The 15,930-nt window shown below is 62.8% G+C and carries 20 protein-coding genes; 1 reads left to right on the top strand and 19 read right to left on the bottom strand.

Annotated features, from left to right (window positions below; translation table 11 throughout):
• Window positions 1-10 precede the first annotated feature (10 nt).
• From fusA to ACODTW_RS18730, 3 genes are all read right to left on the bottom strand, one after another.
• Window positions 11-2,152 carry an elongation factor G gene (gene fusA, locus ACODTW_RS18740; RefSeq protein ID WP_488947574.1) on the bottom strand — a complete coding sequence of 714 codons (2,142 nt, stop codon included), beginning with the start codon at window positions 2,150-2,152 and terminating at the stop codon, window positions 11-13.
• Between the two features lie 243 nt (window positions 2,153-2,395).
• Entirely contained in the window at window positions 2,396-4,336 is a 1,941-nt protein-coding gene (locus ACODTW_RS18735; protein WP_488947573.1) for an acyltransferase family protein, read from the bottom strand.
• A gap of 31 nt (window positions 4,337-4,367) precedes the next feature.
• A complete protein-coding gene (locus ACODTW_RS18730) occupies window positions 4,368-5,618 on the bottom strand; it encodes a helix-turn-helix domain-containing protein (protein WP_488947572.1) in 1,251 nt (416 codons plus the stop codon).
• Between ACODTW_RS18730 and ACODTW_RS18725 the strand changes: the two genes are divergently transcribed.
• Window positions 5,604-6,401 carry a hypothetical protein gene (locus tag ACODTW_RS18725; protein WP_488947571.1) on the top strand — a complete coding sequence of 266 codons (798 nt, stop codon included), beginning with the start codon at window positions 5,604-5,606 and terminating at the stop codon, window positions 6,399-6,401. The genes ACODTW_RS18730 and ACODTW_RS18725 overlap by 15 nt on opposite strands.
• Before the next feature lie 86 nt (window positions 6,402-6,487).
• On the opposite strand, the gene rplQ is transcribed toward ACODTW_RS18725, so the two are convergent.
• The 16 genes from rplQ to rplN form a co-directional block, all read right to left on the bottom strand.
• Window positions 6,488-6,913, bottom strand: coding sequence for a 50S ribosomal protein L17 (gene rplQ, locus ACODTW_RS18720; RefSeq protein WP_488947570.1), 426 nt, complete (start codon window positions 6,911-6,913; stop codon window positions 6,488-6,490).
• A 155-nt stretch (window positions 6,914-7,068) separates the two neighbouring features.
• Complete coding sequence (locus ACODTW_RS18715; protein ID WP_488947569.1) at window positions 7,069-8,085, bottom strand: DNA-directed RNA polymerase subunit alpha; 1,017 nt, start codon at window positions 8,083-8,085, stop codon at window positions 7,069-7,071.
• A gap of 131 nt (window positions 8,086-8,216) precedes the next feature.
• Complete coding sequence (gene rpsK / locus ACODTW_RS18710) at window positions 8,217-8,615, bottom strand: 30S ribosomal protein S11 (protein WP_054168333.1); 399 nt, start codon at window positions 8,613-8,615, stop codon at window positions 8,217-8,219.
• 18 nt (window positions 8,616-8,633) lie between these two features.
• Window positions 8,634-9,002 carry a 30S ribosomal protein S13 gene (gene rpsM / locus ACODTW_RS18705; protein ID WP_488947567.1) on the bottom strand — a complete coding sequence of 123 codons (369 nt, stop codon included), beginning with the start codon at window positions 9,000-9,002 and terminating at the stop codon, window positions 8,634-8,636.
• 367 nt (window positions 9,003-9,369) lie between these two features.
• On the bottom strand, window positions 9,370-10,014 hold the full coding sequence (locus ACODTW_RS18700; protein ID WP_488947566.1) for an adenylate kinase: 645 nt from the start codon (window positions 10,012-10,014) through the stop codon (window positions 9,370-9,372).
• Entirely contained in the window at window positions 10,011-11,354 is a 1,344-nt protein-coding gene (secY, locus tag ACODTW_RS18695; protein WP_488947565.1) for a preprotein translocase subunit SecY, read from the bottom strand. The genes ACODTW_RS18700 and secY overlap by 4 nt, the downstream gene beginning before the upstream one ends.
• 352 nt (window positions 11,355-11,706) lie before the next feature.
• Window positions 11,707-12,177 carry a 50S ribosomal protein L15 gene (gene rplO / locus ACODTW_RS18690; RefSeq protein ID WP_488947564.1) on the bottom strand — a complete coding sequence of 157 codons (471 nt, stop codon included), beginning with the start codon at window positions 12,175-12,177 and terminating at the stop codon, window positions 11,707-11,709.
• A gap of 35 nt (window positions 12,178-12,212) precedes the next feature.
• Window positions 12,213-12,404 carry a 50S ribosomal protein L30 gene (gene rpmD, locus ACODTW_RS18685; RefSeq protein WP_488947563.1) on the bottom strand — a complete coding sequence of 64 codons (192 nt, stop codon included), beginning with the start codon at window positions 12,402-12,404 and terminating at the stop codon, window positions 12,213-12,215.
• A complete protein-coding gene (gene rpsE, locus ACODTW_RS18680; protein ID WP_488947562.1) occupies window positions 12,405-13,028 on the bottom strand; it encodes a 30S ribosomal protein S5 in 624 nt (207 codons plus the stop codon).
• A gap of 10 nt (window positions 13,029-13,038) precedes the next feature.
• The gene (rplR, locus tag ACODTW_RS18675; RefSeq protein ID WP_488947561.1) at window positions 13,039-13,401 is read right to left on the bottom strand and encodes a 50S ribosomal protein L18; all 363 of its coding nucleotides are present in this window, start codon (window positions 13,399-13,401) and stop codon (window positions 13,039-13,041) included.
• Window positions 13,402-13,412: 11 nt separating this feature from the next.
• Window positions 13,413-13,946, bottom strand: a complete 534-nt coding sequence (gene rplF, locus ACODTW_RS18670) for a 50S ribosomal protein L6 (protein ID WP_488947559.1) — start codon at window positions 13,944-13,946, stop codon at window positions 13,413-13,415.
• A gap of 13 nt (window positions 13,947-13,959) precedes the next feature.
• On the bottom strand, window positions 13,960-14,358 hold the full coding sequence (gene rpsH / locus ACODTW_RS18665) for a 30S ribosomal protein S8 (RefSeq protein WP_488947558.1): 399 nt from the start codon (window positions 14,356-14,358) through the stop codon (window positions 13,960-13,962).
• 13 nt (window positions 14,359-14,371) lie between these two features.
• A complete protein-coding gene (gene rpsN, locus ACODTW_RS18660) occupies window positions 14,372-14,677 on the bottom strand; it encodes a 30S ribosomal protein S14 (RefSeq protein WP_416618167.1) in 306 nt (101 codons plus the stop codon).
• Window positions 14,670-15,230, bottom strand: coding sequence for a 50S ribosomal protein L5 (gene rplE / locus ACODTW_RS18655; RefSeq protein ID WP_292912195.1), 561 nt, complete (start codon window positions 15,228-15,230; stop codon window positions 14,670-14,672). The genes rpsN and rplE overlap by 8 nt, the downstream gene beginning before the upstream one ends.
• Window positions 15,231-15,238: 8 nt before the next feature.
• Window positions 15,239-15,559: a 50S ribosomal protein L24 gene (gene rplX, locus ACODTW_RS18650; protein ID WP_488947615.1), complete on the bottom strand. Its 321-nt coding sequence runs from the start codon at window positions 15,557-15,559 to the stop codon at window positions 15,239-15,241.
• On the bottom strand, window positions 15,556-15,924 hold the full coding sequence (gene rplN / locus ACODTW_RS18645; RefSeq protein WP_054168356.1) for a 50S ribosomal protein L14: 369 nt from the start codon (window positions 15,922-15,924) through the stop codon (window positions 15,556-15,558). The genes rplX and rplN overlap by 4 nt, the downstream gene beginning before the upstream one ends.
• Window positions 15,925-15,930 lie beyond the last annotated feature (6 nt).

Here is a 15,930-nt window from a genome sequence, read left to right as displayed (position 1 = left end):
GTCAGCAGGATCAGTTGCTGTTCTTGCCCTGCTTGGCAACGATTTCGTCAGCGACGTTCTTCGGCACCGGATCATAGTGCGAGAATTCCATCGTGAACGAACCGCGGCCGGAGGTCATGCCGCGCAGCTGGCCGATATAGCCGAACATGTCGGACAGCGGCACATGGGCTTCGACGGCGATGTTGTTGCCGCGCTCCAGCTGACCCAGGATCGTGCCACGACGACGGTTCACGTCGCCGATCACGTCACCCAGGTAATCTTCCGGAACCACAACCTCGACCTTCATGATCGGTTCCAGCAGGACCGGACCAGCCAGCTTCATGGCTTCACGGAAGCAGGCCTTGGCGGCGATTTCGAACGTCAGAGCGTTCGAGTCGACGTCGTGGTACTTACCGTCGATCAGGGTGGCCTTGAAGTCCACAGTCGGATAGCCGGCGATGACACCGTCTTCCTTCTGCATCTGCAGGCCCTTGTCGACCGACGGGATATATTCGCGCGGAACCGTACCACCGACGACCTGGTCGACGAAGGCATAGCCCTGACCGCGCTCCTGCGGTTCGAAAATGATCTTCACTTCGGCGAACTGGCCCGAACCGCCAGTCTGCTTCTTGTGGGTATAGATGTGCGTGACCGGACGGGTGATCGTCTCACGATAGGCCACCTGCGGACGGCCCATGACGCCTTCCACACCATATTCAGTGCGGACGCGGTCCAGGGTGACTTCCAGATGCAGTTCGCCCATGCCGCGCAGCAGGGTCTGACCGGTCTCACGATCGGTTTCCAGACGCAGCGAGGGATCCGCGCGGACCATCTTGCCGATGGCGGCGCCGAACTTGTCCTGGTCACCGCGGTTCTTCGGCTCGATGGAGACGGAGATCACGGGCTCGGGGAAGCGCATGCGCTCCAGCACCACCGGCTCGGAGGCGTCGCACAGGGTGTCACCCGTGTCGGTCTCGGCCAGCGACACGAAGGCGACGATGTCGCCGGCGCGGCACTCTTCAAGATCGTTGGTGTCCTTGGCGAACATTTCCACGATACGGCCGATACGCTCGCGCTTGCCGCGGGTCGCGTTCAGCAGGGTCGTGCCCTTGCTGACAACGCCCGAATAGACGCGCACGAAGGTCAGCGAACCGTACTTGTCGTTCAGCACCTTGAAGGCCAAGCCCGAGAACGGCTCGTCGTCAGAGCACAGACGCTCGCCATTCGGGTTGCCATCGGGATCCACCGTCTTGATGGCTTCCACGTCGGTCGGGGCCGGCAGGTACCACACGACGGCGTCCAGCAGCTGCTGCACGCCCTTGTTCTTGTAGGAAGAACCGCACAGCACCGGCACGAAGGCGCCGTTCAGGGTCGCCTTGCGGATGCATTCGCGCAGCTTGTCGGCCGACGGCTCATTGCCTTCCAGATAGGCTTCCATCAGCTCGTCGTCCTGCTCGACGGCAGCTTCGACCAGCTCCTGACGATACTGCTTGTACTGGCTCAGCAGGTCACGGTCATAGGCGTTGGTGATCTTCAGCTTGTCGGCCAGATCATCCGTGACGTCCCAGATTTCCCACTTGCTGTCCTTCTCCTCGGAGAACCAGACATAAGCCTTCATCTCGACAAGGTCGATCATGCCGTGGAAGTCATCTTCCGAGCCGATCGGCATCTGCAAGCAGACCGGGCGCGAGCCCAGACGGTCGATGACCATCTTCACCGTGCGGCGGAAATTCGCGCCGGAGCGGTCCATCTTGTTGATGTAGCACATGCGCGGAACCTTGTAGTTGTCCGCCAGGCGCCAGTTCGTCTCGGTCTGCGGCTCCACGCCGGCCACACCGTCGAACACCACGACCGCGCCGTCGAGCACGCGGAGCGAGCGATTCACCTCAATGGTGAAATCGACGTGGCCCGGGGTGTCGATGACGTTGATCTTCTTGCCCTTCCAATGGCAGGACACGGCGGCCGACTGGATCGTGATGCCGCGCTTCTGTTCCTGCTCCATGTAGTCGGTCGTGGTCGACGTCTTCAGATCCTTGGTATCGTGAACGTCGATGATCGTGTGCTTGCGACCGGTATAGTACAGGATGCGCTCAGTCGTCGTCGTCTTGCCGGCATCGACGTGGGCGATGATGCCGATATTCCGAATATCAGAAAGCGGGGTAGTGCGGGGCATAAGAAGGGCTCCGTCGTCCAGCGTCGTGTCAAAACAGATCAACCGACCCGGCGTGGTGTGGTCGAGTGCGTGGATGGGGCGGGAGGAACCACGCTGCCGCAGCACCCTTCCCGCACGAAAAAAACCGGGAAGCCGAAAGGCGCCAGACGCCTCGGTCTCCCGGGTGGCGGCCTATTTACCGCGCTTGGGCCCGCATGCCAAGGGGGGATATGGCATGACGGCCAAGCGTGACGGGAGGGGATATCATGGCTCCTCCGGATGTGCGGGCGTCAGCCGCAGCGCATCACGCATCATCGGTGCCAATTCCGCCGCTGCGCTGGTGGTCAGGTGGCTGAAATCCGCAAACAGCATCCTGCCATCCCGGACATACCAGCAGCGGTCGCCGCATTGCCAGCGATCGGGCCTGATGAAGGCTCGCAGTCGGGGATCATCGGCATAACGGTCGATCAGCATCCGCCAGCGCGCGTCAAAGGCATCGCGATCCTCGCCCAACGCCACATCCTGCGTCGAAAGGCCAAGCCGGATGCGCTTGGCCATGTTGATCGCCGTATCGCCGTTGGGAATCGCGATCGGCCCGATCAGGAAAACCGTCTTTCCCTTGGCGCGCAGCCGATCAATGGTCGCATCAAGCCCTTTCGCAACGGCTTGCCCGTTCGCCAGGTCCTGCCTGCCATCCCGCCCGCGCCAGACACGATCTGCGGGGCCTTCGTCCCAGTCGAACGCGATGACGATGCGGTCAATGCCGGGAAGATCGGCCATCTCATCGATCAGACGATCCATGCTGGTCAGGCACGGCTGGCTGATATTCAATCCGTAGAAGGGCTTGCACAGCGGAATGAAGGGCGCGAGGCCCGACCGGCCGGTCTCGGCCAATATCTGTTCGAAGGCGGGGACGTACATCTGCGCATGGGAATTGCCGAGCAGGATTGTGTCCAGCCGGCCGGCGGGTGCCCCAAACCGGCACCCTTTGTACCCCAGTGGCGCGCCGTCGGGGACCTTGCTGCACCAACGGAAGTCGTCGATCGCGTCCGAATAGGCCCGAACCGCTGGCAACATACGGTGAGGCAGGCCGCGCGTGGCCAGGGCGAGGCCGGCATAGCCACCTATGACCAGCACCAGCACAGCGGCGATCAGCAGCGACCACCGCACCGACACTTGCCCCGTCAGAAACGGCTGTTCGATGAAGCGATAGGACATCGCCGCCAGAATCGCGGCAGCAGCCACCACCGATGCGATAGCCACGGGCGGGGGCTTTCCCGGCAGAGTGTGGGCGACAAAATAAAGCAGGGGCCAATGCCAGAGATAAAGCGAATAGGACATCCGGCCCAGATGCTGCAACGGACGCCATGAGAGCCCGGCCCCGACCCAGGTCCGTACGCCCTCCTGGCCGACGCCGATCATGGCCGCCGTCCCCAGCACAACCATCGTGGCCTCCGCCACCTGCCACTGGCTGGGTGAACCCGTCACGCAAAAGACGACGGCAACCACGCCCGCGATCGACAGCCACTGTGCGGCCGGTCTGCGGATCGCGACACGCTGGCTTGCACAAGCCAGCAGCCCACCCACCCCGAACTCCCATAGACGCCCTGGCGGCAGATAGAACAGCCAGCGCTCCGGCACACGGTCGACGAAGTGGAGAGACCATGACAGCACGGTGACTGCCGCAAGAATCCGGATCAATTGCCTCGGAAATCGACGCAGCACACCCAACAAGAAGAATGGCGCCACCAGATAAAATTGCTCCTCCAGCGCCAGGGACCACAGATGGAGAAACGGATCGTCCACCGCCGCTCTTCCGAAATAACCGGCATTCTGTGCATTGAATATATTAACGGTGAAGCTGAGCGCATGAAACATATTGCGCGCGAATATCTTCATATATACTGGCAACAGCAGAAAATGCGCAGCAATTGTCACCAGCGCCAACATCACCATCAGCGCTGGCAGCAGGCGCCGGGCCCTGCGCCGGTAGAAATCGCGGATGGAGACGTCTCCTGATCGCGCATATTCCCGCAGCAGCACCCGCGTAATCACGAAGCCCGAAACGACGATGAACATGTCGACGCCATAGAAACCGGCGGGCGCGGCGGCCGGCATCGCGTGGTACAGCAGGACGGCCAGAATCGCCAGCGCCCGGATGCCATCAATATCCGCGCGGCGGGATTGATCCGGTGATCGCGTCATACCATCTCCCACAGGCCTGTGCGCCCGTGTATCATCCGCTGGCGGTCCCGCCTTCGCCCAGATGCCGAATCCACCGGGAAATGACTTCCGCATCCGACAGCCCATCCCCCGCCCCATCCGCTGTCGGCCCCGCCCCCTTTTCCCGAAGGGCGCGTGCCGCCTCCCGCACTTGCGACGGCGGCCAGCCGAACTCCGACCTGAACCGGCTGGTGAAGTGGCTGGCGCTGGTAAAGCCATAATCCATGGCAACATCGAAAATGCCCCGCCCGCCGTTACCGGGCGCGGTCAACGCCTTGAACGCCGCGGTGAGGCGTCGGCGCTGGATGAAGTCTCTGACACCGCCCTCGTCCTGGAACAAGCGGTATAACGTCGCCCGTGACATACGGAAGTGGGCGCACAGCAGTCCGACGCCCAGATCAGGCTCCATCAGGTTGGCATCGATAAAGCGTCGCACGGAGTTGAACACCGCCTGACGCGACTCCCGGGCGGACGGGTCGCTGCCCGCGTGCAGAACGGACAGCAGCCCGAACAGCGCCTCTGTCATGACGGGTACGTCTTCACGCCTGGCACCCCTGATATTGCGCCCCAGTGACTCCATGAAATCGCCGAACATGCGTCCTGTAAGCGTGTCGGGCGCAAACAAGGTGCCGCTGCGCCGGGACAGCTGCGGCAGATGGAAATCCAGAACTTCCCGCGGCAGGATCAGGCTCAACACATCATTGTCGGTCGAGTAGGCGTCGGTTTCATAAGCCAGATTGACGATGTAAGTGCCGCCGGACCGCGCGGAATAAGCCGCTTGCCCGTTCTCCACCTCATTGCCGCCGGATCGATAATATTGGATGGCGAAATGCTCGACGTCGTCGTTCTGTCTCAACCACGTCCCGTCGCGGACAAACCGCTGCCGGGAAAATTTCGTGTCAAAGAACAGAAAATCACCAGCATTGAACAGGTGGAACTCCGGCACCACGGGCGGGCGGGCGGGATCGGCCAGCGGTACAGACTCGAAGTAAGGAAGGATGCTCTGCCGCCAGCACCAAAACATCTCCGCGTCCGGTAACATACCGGGGATGATTGATATCGAAGGAATTGGGGTTCCCGTCATCTGACCTTCAACCCTCCTTGAGATGCTGGCGACAGGGTTGTGAGACAATGATGATAGCAATTTGCTCGCCAACGCCGGTAAATTCCAGCAAAGAAACGGGATGTGACTGTGCACCGGCACCTGGCGAACATAAACACCATGTCCAGCCGCCCCACGCGAGGTGAAATGGAAAACTGCCATGGTCAGCCCCCCTCGCCCCCCCTGCCCGGCCCCGGCCATGTCGGTGTCGCCGAAGCCGACCTGTCGCCCCCCAATCCGGCCTCACCGGAAGACAGCTGCCCCTCCCCCACCACGGGCCTGGATGGCCGCGACGGTGCCGCTGCCGTTTCGGGAAAGGGGCAGCAGGGCCGGGTGGTTCGCGTCCTGAAATCTGCGCTGCTGGGCTCTATCCAGATCCGGGGCGTCGTCGATGAAGCCCGTGATCTGGCGCGCCGGGCGCACGCCGCGCCGCCCGATGCCGTGGCGGAGCGCGCCGCCCTGGCCGCGGATTTCGATATCCTGCTTGGCCAGATCGACCAGATCGTCGAAGATGCGAGCTTTGCTGGCAGCAATCTGTTAGCGGGGCAACCGCCGATGCCGGACCATGACCGACGCGTCACGCATGCGCTGCTGGTCGTGCTGGATGGATTGCTCGATAACGGCCCCCTGATCCGTTATCACGACCTGCGCGCCAACCCCGACGGGCTGGGGCTCGAACCGGCGCGCAATGGCTGGGCCACGTCAGAGGATATTGACCGGGCCGTCTACCAACTCGACATCGCCCACTGGCATGTGCAGCAATCCGGATCGGAACTTGCCGTCAATCTGCGCATCCTGGAATCGCCCGCGCGGCCGGCCGGCCTGGACGCTGAAAGCGCCGATGGTGACGGTGCCGGCCTGATCCTTCAGGTTCGCAGCCAGCTTGCGGGCACAGAGCATGGTCTGGCCACACCCACCCAGAAAAACATCCTGCGCCTGTTCTGACCCTGCCCGCTGTGGGACAGGCAAAAGAAAGCCCCGCCCGGATTTCTCCGCGCGGGGCTTTCAACTCCTGACCGTCGAACCTGAAATCAGGCGGCGGCTTCATCGCTCTCGTCGGCAACGACCACCGGGCCGCTGTCCTGGCCCTTGGCGGCCACGTCGCGGTCAACGAACTCGATGATGGCCATCGGGGCGTTGTCGCCATAACGGAAACCGGCCTTCAGGACGCGGGTGTAACCACCATTGCGGTCCTTATAGCGCTCGGCGATGACGGTGAACAGCTTGTCCACAACGGCATTGTCGCGCAGCTCGGCATAGGCCAGACGCTTGTTGGCGAGGCCGCCCTTCTTGCCAAGCGTGATCAGCTTCTCGACGATCGGACGCAGGTCCTTGGCCTTCGGCAGGGTCGTCTTGATCTGCTCGTGCTTGATCAGGGCGTTGGCCATGTTGGAGAACATGGCGAGACGGTGGGAGGTGGTGCGGCTGAACTTACGCCCGGACATACCGTGACGCATGGTTGCTCTCCTTACATAGCGTGGCCCCGCTGGGCGGAACCGATGGCGATCCCCGCAGACGCCGGTACCCGGATGGGCCAGTACGGCGGGGGTGGGCGGAATGCCCCTGTAAAACAGGCGGCGGACCATAGGGACCGCCACCTGAAAGGTCAAGCTCAGTACGGTTCTTCCAGACGCTTGGCCAGGTCCTCGATATTCTCGGGCGGCCAGTTCGGGATTTCCATGCCGAGATGCAGACCCATCTGGGCCAGCACTTCCTTGATCTCGTTCAGCGACTTGCGGCCGAAATTCGGAGTACGGAGCATCTCCGCCTCGGTCTTCTGCACCAGGTCGCCGATATAGACGATATTGTCGTTCTTGAGGCAGTTGGCCGAACGGACCGACAGTTCCAGTTCGTCGACCTTGCGCAGCAGGTTCTTGTTGAAGGGGATCTCGTCCGCCTTCGACTCAGCCACGGCTGCCTGCGGCTCCTCGAAATTGATGAACATCTGCAGCTGGTCCTGCAGGATACGGGCGGCAATGGCCACCGCATCTTCCGGCGTGACGGCGCCGTTGGTCTCAACCGTCAGCAGCAGCTTGTCATAGTCCGTGGTCTGGCCGACGCGGGTGTTTTCCACCTTGTAGGCGACCTTGCGGACGGGCGAGAAGATGCTGTCCACCGGGATCAGGCCGATGGGGGCGTCTTCGGGACGGTTCATGGAGGCCGGGACATAGCCCTTGCCCGAATGAACGGTCAGTTCCATGTTCAGACGCGCGCCGGCATCCAGCGTGCAGATCAGGTGATCGGGGTCCAGCACCTCGATATCGGCGCCGGTGTCGATCATGCCGGCAACAACGTTGCACGGGCCTTCGGCGCGCAGACGCATGCGGCGGGGGCCTTCGGCACCCATCTTCAGCGCCATGGCCTTGATGTTCAGGACGATGTCCGTGACATCCTCGCGCACGCCGGGGATCGACGAGAATTCATGCAGCACGCCGTCGATATGGATCGACGTAACAGCGGCACCCTGCAGGGACGACAGCAGGACGCGACGCAGCGAATTGCCCAACGTCAGACCAAAGCCACGCTCCAGCGGGCCGGCGACGATGACGGCTTCACGCTTCGGGTCGTTACCCGGCGTGATTTCCAACTTGTTCGGCTTTTCGAGAGTCTGCCAGTTCTTCTGGATCACGGCTGTGCCTCATGCCATCGGGGGAAAACAACGTCCCGGAACAGGGATATCCGTTCAATTCTGGGTGACCGCGATGGCGTGCGGCCGCCTTTCCCGAACGGTTGCTGTTCCGGGACGCATAGGTGCGAAAATCAGACGCGGCGCTTCTTCGGCGGACGAACGCCGTTGTGCGGGATCGGCGTCACGTCGCGGATGGACGTGATCTGGAAGCCGATCGACTGCAGGGCGCGCAGAGCGGACTCACGGCCCGAACCCGGACCCTTGACTTCCACTTCCAGCGTCTTCATGCCGTGCTCCTGGGCCTTGCGGCCCGCGTCCTCAGCAGCCATCTGGGCGGCGTAGGGCGTGGACTTGCGCGAACCCTTGAAGCCCATCGTGCCCGACGAGGACCAGGCAATCGTGTTGCCCTGGGCGTCGGTGATGGTGATCATGGTGTTGTTGAAGCTGGCATTCACATGGGCGACGCCAGAGGTGATGTTCTTGCGCTCGCGACGGCGAAGACGTGCGGCGTTGGCATTGGGCTTGGCCATTTGGTCTTACTCCGTCTCTTACTTCTTCTTGCCGGCGATCGGCTTGGCCGGGCCCTTGCGGGTGCGCGCATTGGTATGCGTGCGCTGACCGCGAACGGGCAGGCCCTTGCGGTGACGCAGGCCGCGATAGCAGACCATGTCCATCAGCCGCTTGATGTTCATGGCGGTCTCACGACGCAGGTCGCCTTCGACCTTGTAGTCGGCGTCGATGGTCTCGCGGATGCGCAGAACTTCGTCGTCGGTCAGCTGATTGACACGGCGCTCGTCGGGGATGCCGACCTTGGCGCAGATGTCAGAAGCGAACTTCGGGCCGATGCCGTGAATGTACTGAAGGGCGATCACCACGCGCTTGGCCGTGGGGATATTGACGCCAGCGATACGCGCCACGTGTCTTCTCCTCGTTATGCCCGGCCCGCTGGCCGGACGATCTTCGTCCACGTCCCGCCTGCCTTTTCCGGTACCCGTGGCGGGGCGGCCGGTCGGCTTCGGGACATCTCATCCGAAGAAACCCGGAAAAACTTCCAGGCCTCCAAATGCATACGCACGCCAACTGCCCTCCCCAGGCCTGAAGGCGAAGGGCGGACAGCAAACGCGCGCGTCCAATCCATGACGGATTGAAGGCGCGCAGTATAGGCAGGCAAGAACCGGAGTCAAGCGCCGATACGCCGGGCCGTCATGCGGGCAACCACGGCCAAACACGAAAAAGGCGGCCCGCTTCCGGACCGCCTTTTCCTGGACCCCTTCGCGACGATTGTCAGCCGATGATGGCTTCCAACTGACGCGTGACCTCGTCAATGTCGGCCATGCCGTCAACCTGCTTCAGCACACCATGAGAGATGTAATAAGGCAGGATGGGCGCGGTGTCGCGCTCATAGGCAGCCAGACGCTTGCTGAACGTCTCCGGATTGTCGTCGGCGCGACGCGTGAACTCCGTGCCGCCGCAATTGTCACACACGCCGGCCACGGCGGTCGGCTTGAACGTGTCATGGTACCCGGCGCCGCACTTGGCGCAGGTGAACCGACCGGTAACGCGCGTCACCAGGGCCGGACCATCGACCTTCATTTCGATCACATGGTCCAGCTTCAGGCCCTTATGCGCCAGCATGTCGTCAAGGGCGGCCGCCTGCGGCACCGTCCGCGGGAAACCGTCCAGGATGAAGCCCTTGGCGCAATCGGGCTGATCGATCCGTTCGGAGATCATCTCGATCATGATCTCGTCCGGCACCAGCTGGCCCGCCTTCATGATGGCGTCGGCGCGCTGGCCCAGTTCGGACCCGCTGCGCACGGCGGCGCGCAGCATGTCGCCCGTCGAGAGCTGCACGGTACCGTACTTCTTCTCAAGACGCTGCGACTGCGTCCCCTTGCCCGCACCGGGCGGACCCAACAGAATCAGGTTCATCCACGTCTCCCACGCAGCTTGGCCTTCTTGATCAGGCCTTCATACTGATGCGCCAGCAGGTGGGAATGGATCTGAGCCACGGTATCCATGGTCACCGTGACCATGATCAGCAGGCTGGTGCCACCGAAATAGAAGGCGGCCCCATATTCCGCCATCATGATTTCCGGCAGCAAGCAGACCACTGTGATGTAGGCGGCCCCCACCACCGTCAGACGGGTCAGCACATAGTCCAGATAATCGGCCGTGTTCTTGCCGGGCCGGATGCCCGGAATGAACCCGCCATACTTCTTCAGGTTCTCGGCCGTCTCGGTCGGATTGAAGACGATGGCGGTATAGAAGAAACTGAAGAAAACGATCAGCGCCGTGTACAGCACCATGTAAAGCGGCGTGCCATGCGCGATAAAGCGGGTCACCGTCGCCAGCCATTCCGGCCCGCCCGCCTGCGAGAAACCGACCGCCGTCAGCGGCAGCAGCAGCAGGGAGGAGGCGAAGATCGGCGGAATGACGCCCGCCGTATTCAGCTTCAGGGGCAGATGCGAGGCTTCCCCGCCATACATCTTGTTGCCCATCTGGCGCTTGGGATACTGCACGATCAGGCGACGCTGCGCGCGTTCGAAGAAGACGATGCCGGTAATCACCACAACAGCCAGCAGCAGCATGCCGATGATGAACCAGGTGCTCATGGCTCCGGTGCGGCCCAACTCCAGGATCTTCACCAGGGCGCCCGGCAGGGCGGCCACGATACCGGCGAAGATGATCAGGGAGATGCCGTTGCCGACGCCGCGCGCCGTGATCTGCTCGCCCAGCCACATCAGGAACATCGTGCCGCCCACCATGGTCACCACGGTCGACAGGCGGAAGAACCAGCCCGGATCAATGACGACACCGCCACCGGCCTGGTTCATCCCTTCCAGGCCCAATGCCAAGCCATAGGACTGGACAAGAGCCAGGATCACCGTCAGGTAACGGGTGTACTGGTTGATCTTCTTGCGGCCCGACTCGCCTTCCTTCTTCAAGGTCTCCAGCGACGGCGCAACGGCGGTCATCAGCTGGATGATGATCGAGGCGGAGATGTAGGGCATGATGTTGAGCGCAAAGATGGACATGCGCTCGACAGCACCACCGGCGAACATGTTGAACATGCCCAGGATGCCGCCCGACTGGTTGGCGAAGAAGCTGGCAAAGGCGCCGGAATCGATACCGGGCAGCGGAATGTAGGTGCCCAGGCGATAGACGATCAATGCGCCCAGGGTGAACCAAATCCGCTTCTTCAGTTCGGTGGCCTTGGAGAAGGCCCCGAAATTCATGTTTGCGGCAAGCTGTTCAGCGGCGGATGCCATAAAAGGCCTCTTGGCAAGTCACAATCCTGGCCGAAACGCACGGCCAGTCCTTCTCACGCGTATCAACAGGACATATGGGCACGCGGTCAACATGAAAAACACCCGCGCCACGATGCTATGTGCTGCGGACGGGGTTCGCCCCTGCCGGACCGCCCATCTTGAACCATTCCGGCTGATATCGGGATTTGCCGGCGGGGTCAATTCCACCAATGTCGGGGATCGCTGTGACGATGCCGCGCCGCCATCCCAGACGGCCGCGGCATACTGTCCCGCTCCGGCAGGCCCGAAACGCAACAAGGCCCTGGGTTTCCCCAGGGCCTTGTCACAAACCAACAGTGCGTTGGAGAACCGATCAGGCCTCGACGGCCGGCAGGTTCACCTTGCCACCGACTGCCTCGACCGCAGCGACGGCGCCGGCGGAAGCGCCAGCCACGTCGAAGGTCACGGCGGCGGTGATCGCGCCCTTGTTCAGCAGACGCACGCCGTCAGCCGACGGACGGGCCAGACCGGCCGCAACCAGCACCGCAGCGGTGATGGTCTCGGCAGCGTTCAGGCGACCGGCCTCGATGGCCTTCTGCACTGCGCCGACATTGACGACAGCATAGTCCTTCGCGAACGGAACGTTCGAGAAGCCGCGCTTCGGCAGACGGCGATGCAGAGGCATCTGGCCGCCTTCGAAGCCGCGGATCGAAACGCCCGTACGGGACTTCTGACCCTTGACGCCGCGGCCACCGGTCTTGCCCTTGCCGGAACCGATGCCACGGCCGATGCGCATCCGCAGCTTGCGGGCGCCTTCGTTTTCGCGGATTTCGTTGAGCTTCATGGATTTGATCCTTCAGGCCGTATCGGGGAAGCCTCTTACGAGGCCTCCTCGACGCGCACGAGGTGCCGAACCTTGTTGATCATCCCGCGGACGGCCGGCGTATCTTCCAGCTCGCGGGTGCGGTTCAGCTTGTTGAGGCCCAGACCGATCAGGGTCGCACGCTGGTCGCTCTGGCGACCGATCGGGCTACCCGTCTGGGTCACGATGACGGTGGTCTTCTCAGCCATTTACGCGGCCTCCTTCTCAGCACCCTCGCGCTTGCCGAGGATGTCGGAAACGCGACGGCCACGACGGGCAGCCACCGAACGCGGGCTGACGCACTGCGCCAGGGCGTCGAAGGTCGCCTTGATCATGTTGTGCGGGTTGGAGGTGCCGACCGACTTGGTCACCACGTCCGCCACGCCCAGGGCTTCGAAGATGGCGCGCATCGGGCCGCCGGCGATGATGCCGGTACCCGGGGGGGCAGCGCGCAGCACGACGCGGCCGGCACCGAAGTGACCGAACACATCATGATGCAGGGTACGACCCTCGCGCAGCGGCACGCGGATCATGGACCGCTTGGCCTGATCGGTGGCCTTGCGAATGGCCTCCGGCACTTCGCGGGCCTTGCCCGAACCCACGCCGACGCGACCCTTCGCGTCACCAACGACGACGATGGCAGCGAAGCCGAAGCGACGGCCACCCTTCACCACCTTGGCGACGCGATTGATCCCGACGAGCTTCTCGACGAGATCGTCGCCTTCGCGTTCCTCACGGCGATCGCGGTTCTCACCACGATCGCGGCGCTCGCCGCGATCGCGGCTACGCCGCTCGTTTTCGCCGCCGGCCGCGCTGTTCTCATTACGAGCCATGCTAACCCCCTTAGAACTGCAGGCCGGCTTCACGCGCGGCGTCGGCCAAAGCCTTCACGCGCCCGTGATACAGGTACTGACCACGGTCGAAGTACACGGTGTTGACACCCTTTTCGGCAGCGCGTTCGGCAATCAGCTTGCCGACGGCCTTGGCCGCTTCGATGTCGGCACCGGTCTTCAGAGCTTCGCGCATCGGCTTTTCCAGCGTCGACGCAGAGACCAGCGTGCAGCCGGCCTCGTCGTCGATGATCTGGGCATAGATGTGCTGGCTCGACCGGAAGACCGAGAGACGTGCGCGACCACCACCGACCTTGCGGAGCCGGGCGCGCACCCGCGCCTTGCGGCGCGCGTTGAGATCCTGTTGCTTGCTCATCGACGTCCGCCTTACTTCTTCTTGCCTTCTTTGCGGATGATCGTCTCGTTATCGTACTTCACGCCCTTGCCCTTGTAGGGCTCGGGCGGACGATAGGAGCGGATCTCCGCGGCGATCTGACCCACCTGCTGCTTGTCAGCGCCGGTGATCGAGATGGACGTCGGCTTGTCGCACTTCATCGTGATACCCGTGGGAATCGGGTAGCGGATGTCGTGGGAAAAGCCCAGGTTCAGCACCAGCTCGGAACCAGCGACGGCGGCCTTGTAGCCGACGCCGGTGATTTCGAGATTGCGCGTGAAACCCTTGTCCACGCCGTTGACCAGGTTGGCAACGTTCGTGCGGGCGGTAGCCCAGTTCTGGCGAGCCCGCACCGTCTCGGCGCGGGGCAGGACGACAAGCTTGCCGTCCTCCAGCTTGGCTTCGATTTCGTCGATGAGGGTAAGGCTGAGCTGACCCAGCTTACCCTTGGCGGTGACAGTCTGACCGGCGACCTGAACGGTAACCCCGGCCGGAACCGGCACCGGATGCTTTCCGATACGCGACATTGGGCCGTGCTCCTTAGAACACCTTGCAGAGCACTTCGCCGCCGACATTGGCGACGCGGGCTTCCGCATCAGACATGACGCCGCGGGGCGTCGACAGGATCGAAATGCCCAGGCCGTTATAGACCCGCGGCAGATCGGCGATCTTCGAATAGATGCGGCGGCCCGGCTTGGAAACGCGGTGCACTTCCTTGATAACCGGCTCGCCTTCGAAGTACTTCAGTTCGATGCGCAGGGACTGCACACCGGGACGGTCTTCTTCCACGGAATAACCGCGGATGTAGCCCTCGCGCTTCAAGACTTCCAGCACATTGGTGCGGAGCTTGGATGCGGGGCTCGTCACGACCGACATACGGGCCTTCTGACCGTTACGAATACGGGTCAGCATATCGCCCAGGGGATCGCTCAGGCTCATTACCCGACCCTCCTTACCAGCTGGACTTGGTCATGCCCGGGATCTGACCATTGCTGGCGAGATCACGCAGGGCAACGCGGCACAGACGGAACTTGCGGTAGAAGGCGCGCGGACGCCCCGTCAGTTCGCAACGGTTCCGAATGCGGGTGCGGCTGCCATTGCGGGGCAGCTGCGCCAGCTTCAGGACGGCCGCGAAACGCTCCTCGTCGGACAGTTCGCGGTTCTTGGCGGTCGCCTTCAGGGCGGCCCGCTTTTCCCGATGCTTCGCCGCCAGCTCGGTGCGGCGCTTGTTCTTCTCGATCGAGCTCTTCTTAGCCATTGGTCCCCGCCTCCCCGGCGAACGGCATGTCGAAACCCTTCAGGAGAGCCTTGGCTTCCTTGTCGGTCTTGGCCGTGGTGACGAAGATGATGTCCATGCCGCGGATATCGTCCACCTTGTCGTAGTCGATTTCCGGGAAAATCAGCTGTTCCTTCAGGCCCAGGGCATAGTTGCCACGGCCGTCGAAGGCGTTGCCGTTGATCCCGCGGAAGTCGCGCACGCGCGGCAGGGCGATGGTGACCAGACGATCCAGGAACTCGTACATGCGGTCGGCGCGCAGGGTGACCTTGCAACCGATCGGCATGCCTTCGCGCAGCTTGAACTGGGCGATGGACTTACGCGCCTTGGTGATCACGGGCTTCTGGCCGGTGATGGCAGCCAGTTCGGCGGCAGCCTGGTTCACCTTCTTGCCGTCGCTGGCGGCTTCGCCAACGCCCATGTTGATGACGATCTTTTCCAGACGCGGAATCTGCATGTCGTTGGCGTAGTTGAACTCCGCCTTCAACTTTGCACGCAGGGTCGCGTCGTAGCGTTCTTTCATACGAGCAGCCATGGCGCGCCTCACTGATCGATCACTTCGCCGGAACCCTTGGCGAAGCGGACCTTGCGGCCGTCCTCCAGGATCCGGAAGCCAACGCGGGTCGGCTTGTTGGTCTTCGGGTCGACGATGGCGACGTTGGACAGGTCCAGCGCCGCTTCGATCTCGACGATGCCGCCCTGCTGCATCGGGGTCTGACGCTGGTGCTTCTTCACCAGGTTGACACCGCGCACCTTGACGCGACCCTCGGTCGGAAGGACGGCAATGACCTCGCCGGTCTTGCCCTTGTCCTTGCCGGCGATGACGGCGACATTATCGCCCTTGCGGATCTTCGCAGCCATCAGAGCACCTCCGGCGCCAGCGAAATGATCTTCATGAACTTCTTGCCGCGCAGTTCACGGGTCACGGGCCCGAAAATGCGCGTACCGATCGGCTCGCCCTGCTTGTTGATCAGCACGGCGGCGTTGCGGTCGAAGCGGATGACGGAACCGTCCTCGCGGCGCAGTTCCTTGGCAGTGCGAACGATAACGGCACGCTGCACGTCACCCTTCTTCACGCGGCCGCGCGGAATGGCCTCCTTCACCGACACGACGATGACATCGCCGATGGCGGCGAAGCGACGACCAGCGCCGCCCAGCACCTTGATGCACTGCACCCGGCGCGCGCCACTATTGTCCGCGACTTCCAGGTTGGTTTGCATCTGAATCATGGAATG

Source organism: Niveispirillum sp. FG148 (assembly GCF_057809655.1).
Note: the sequence above shows the minus strand (reverse complement) of the source record. Positions and strands in the feature narration are given on the sequence as shown.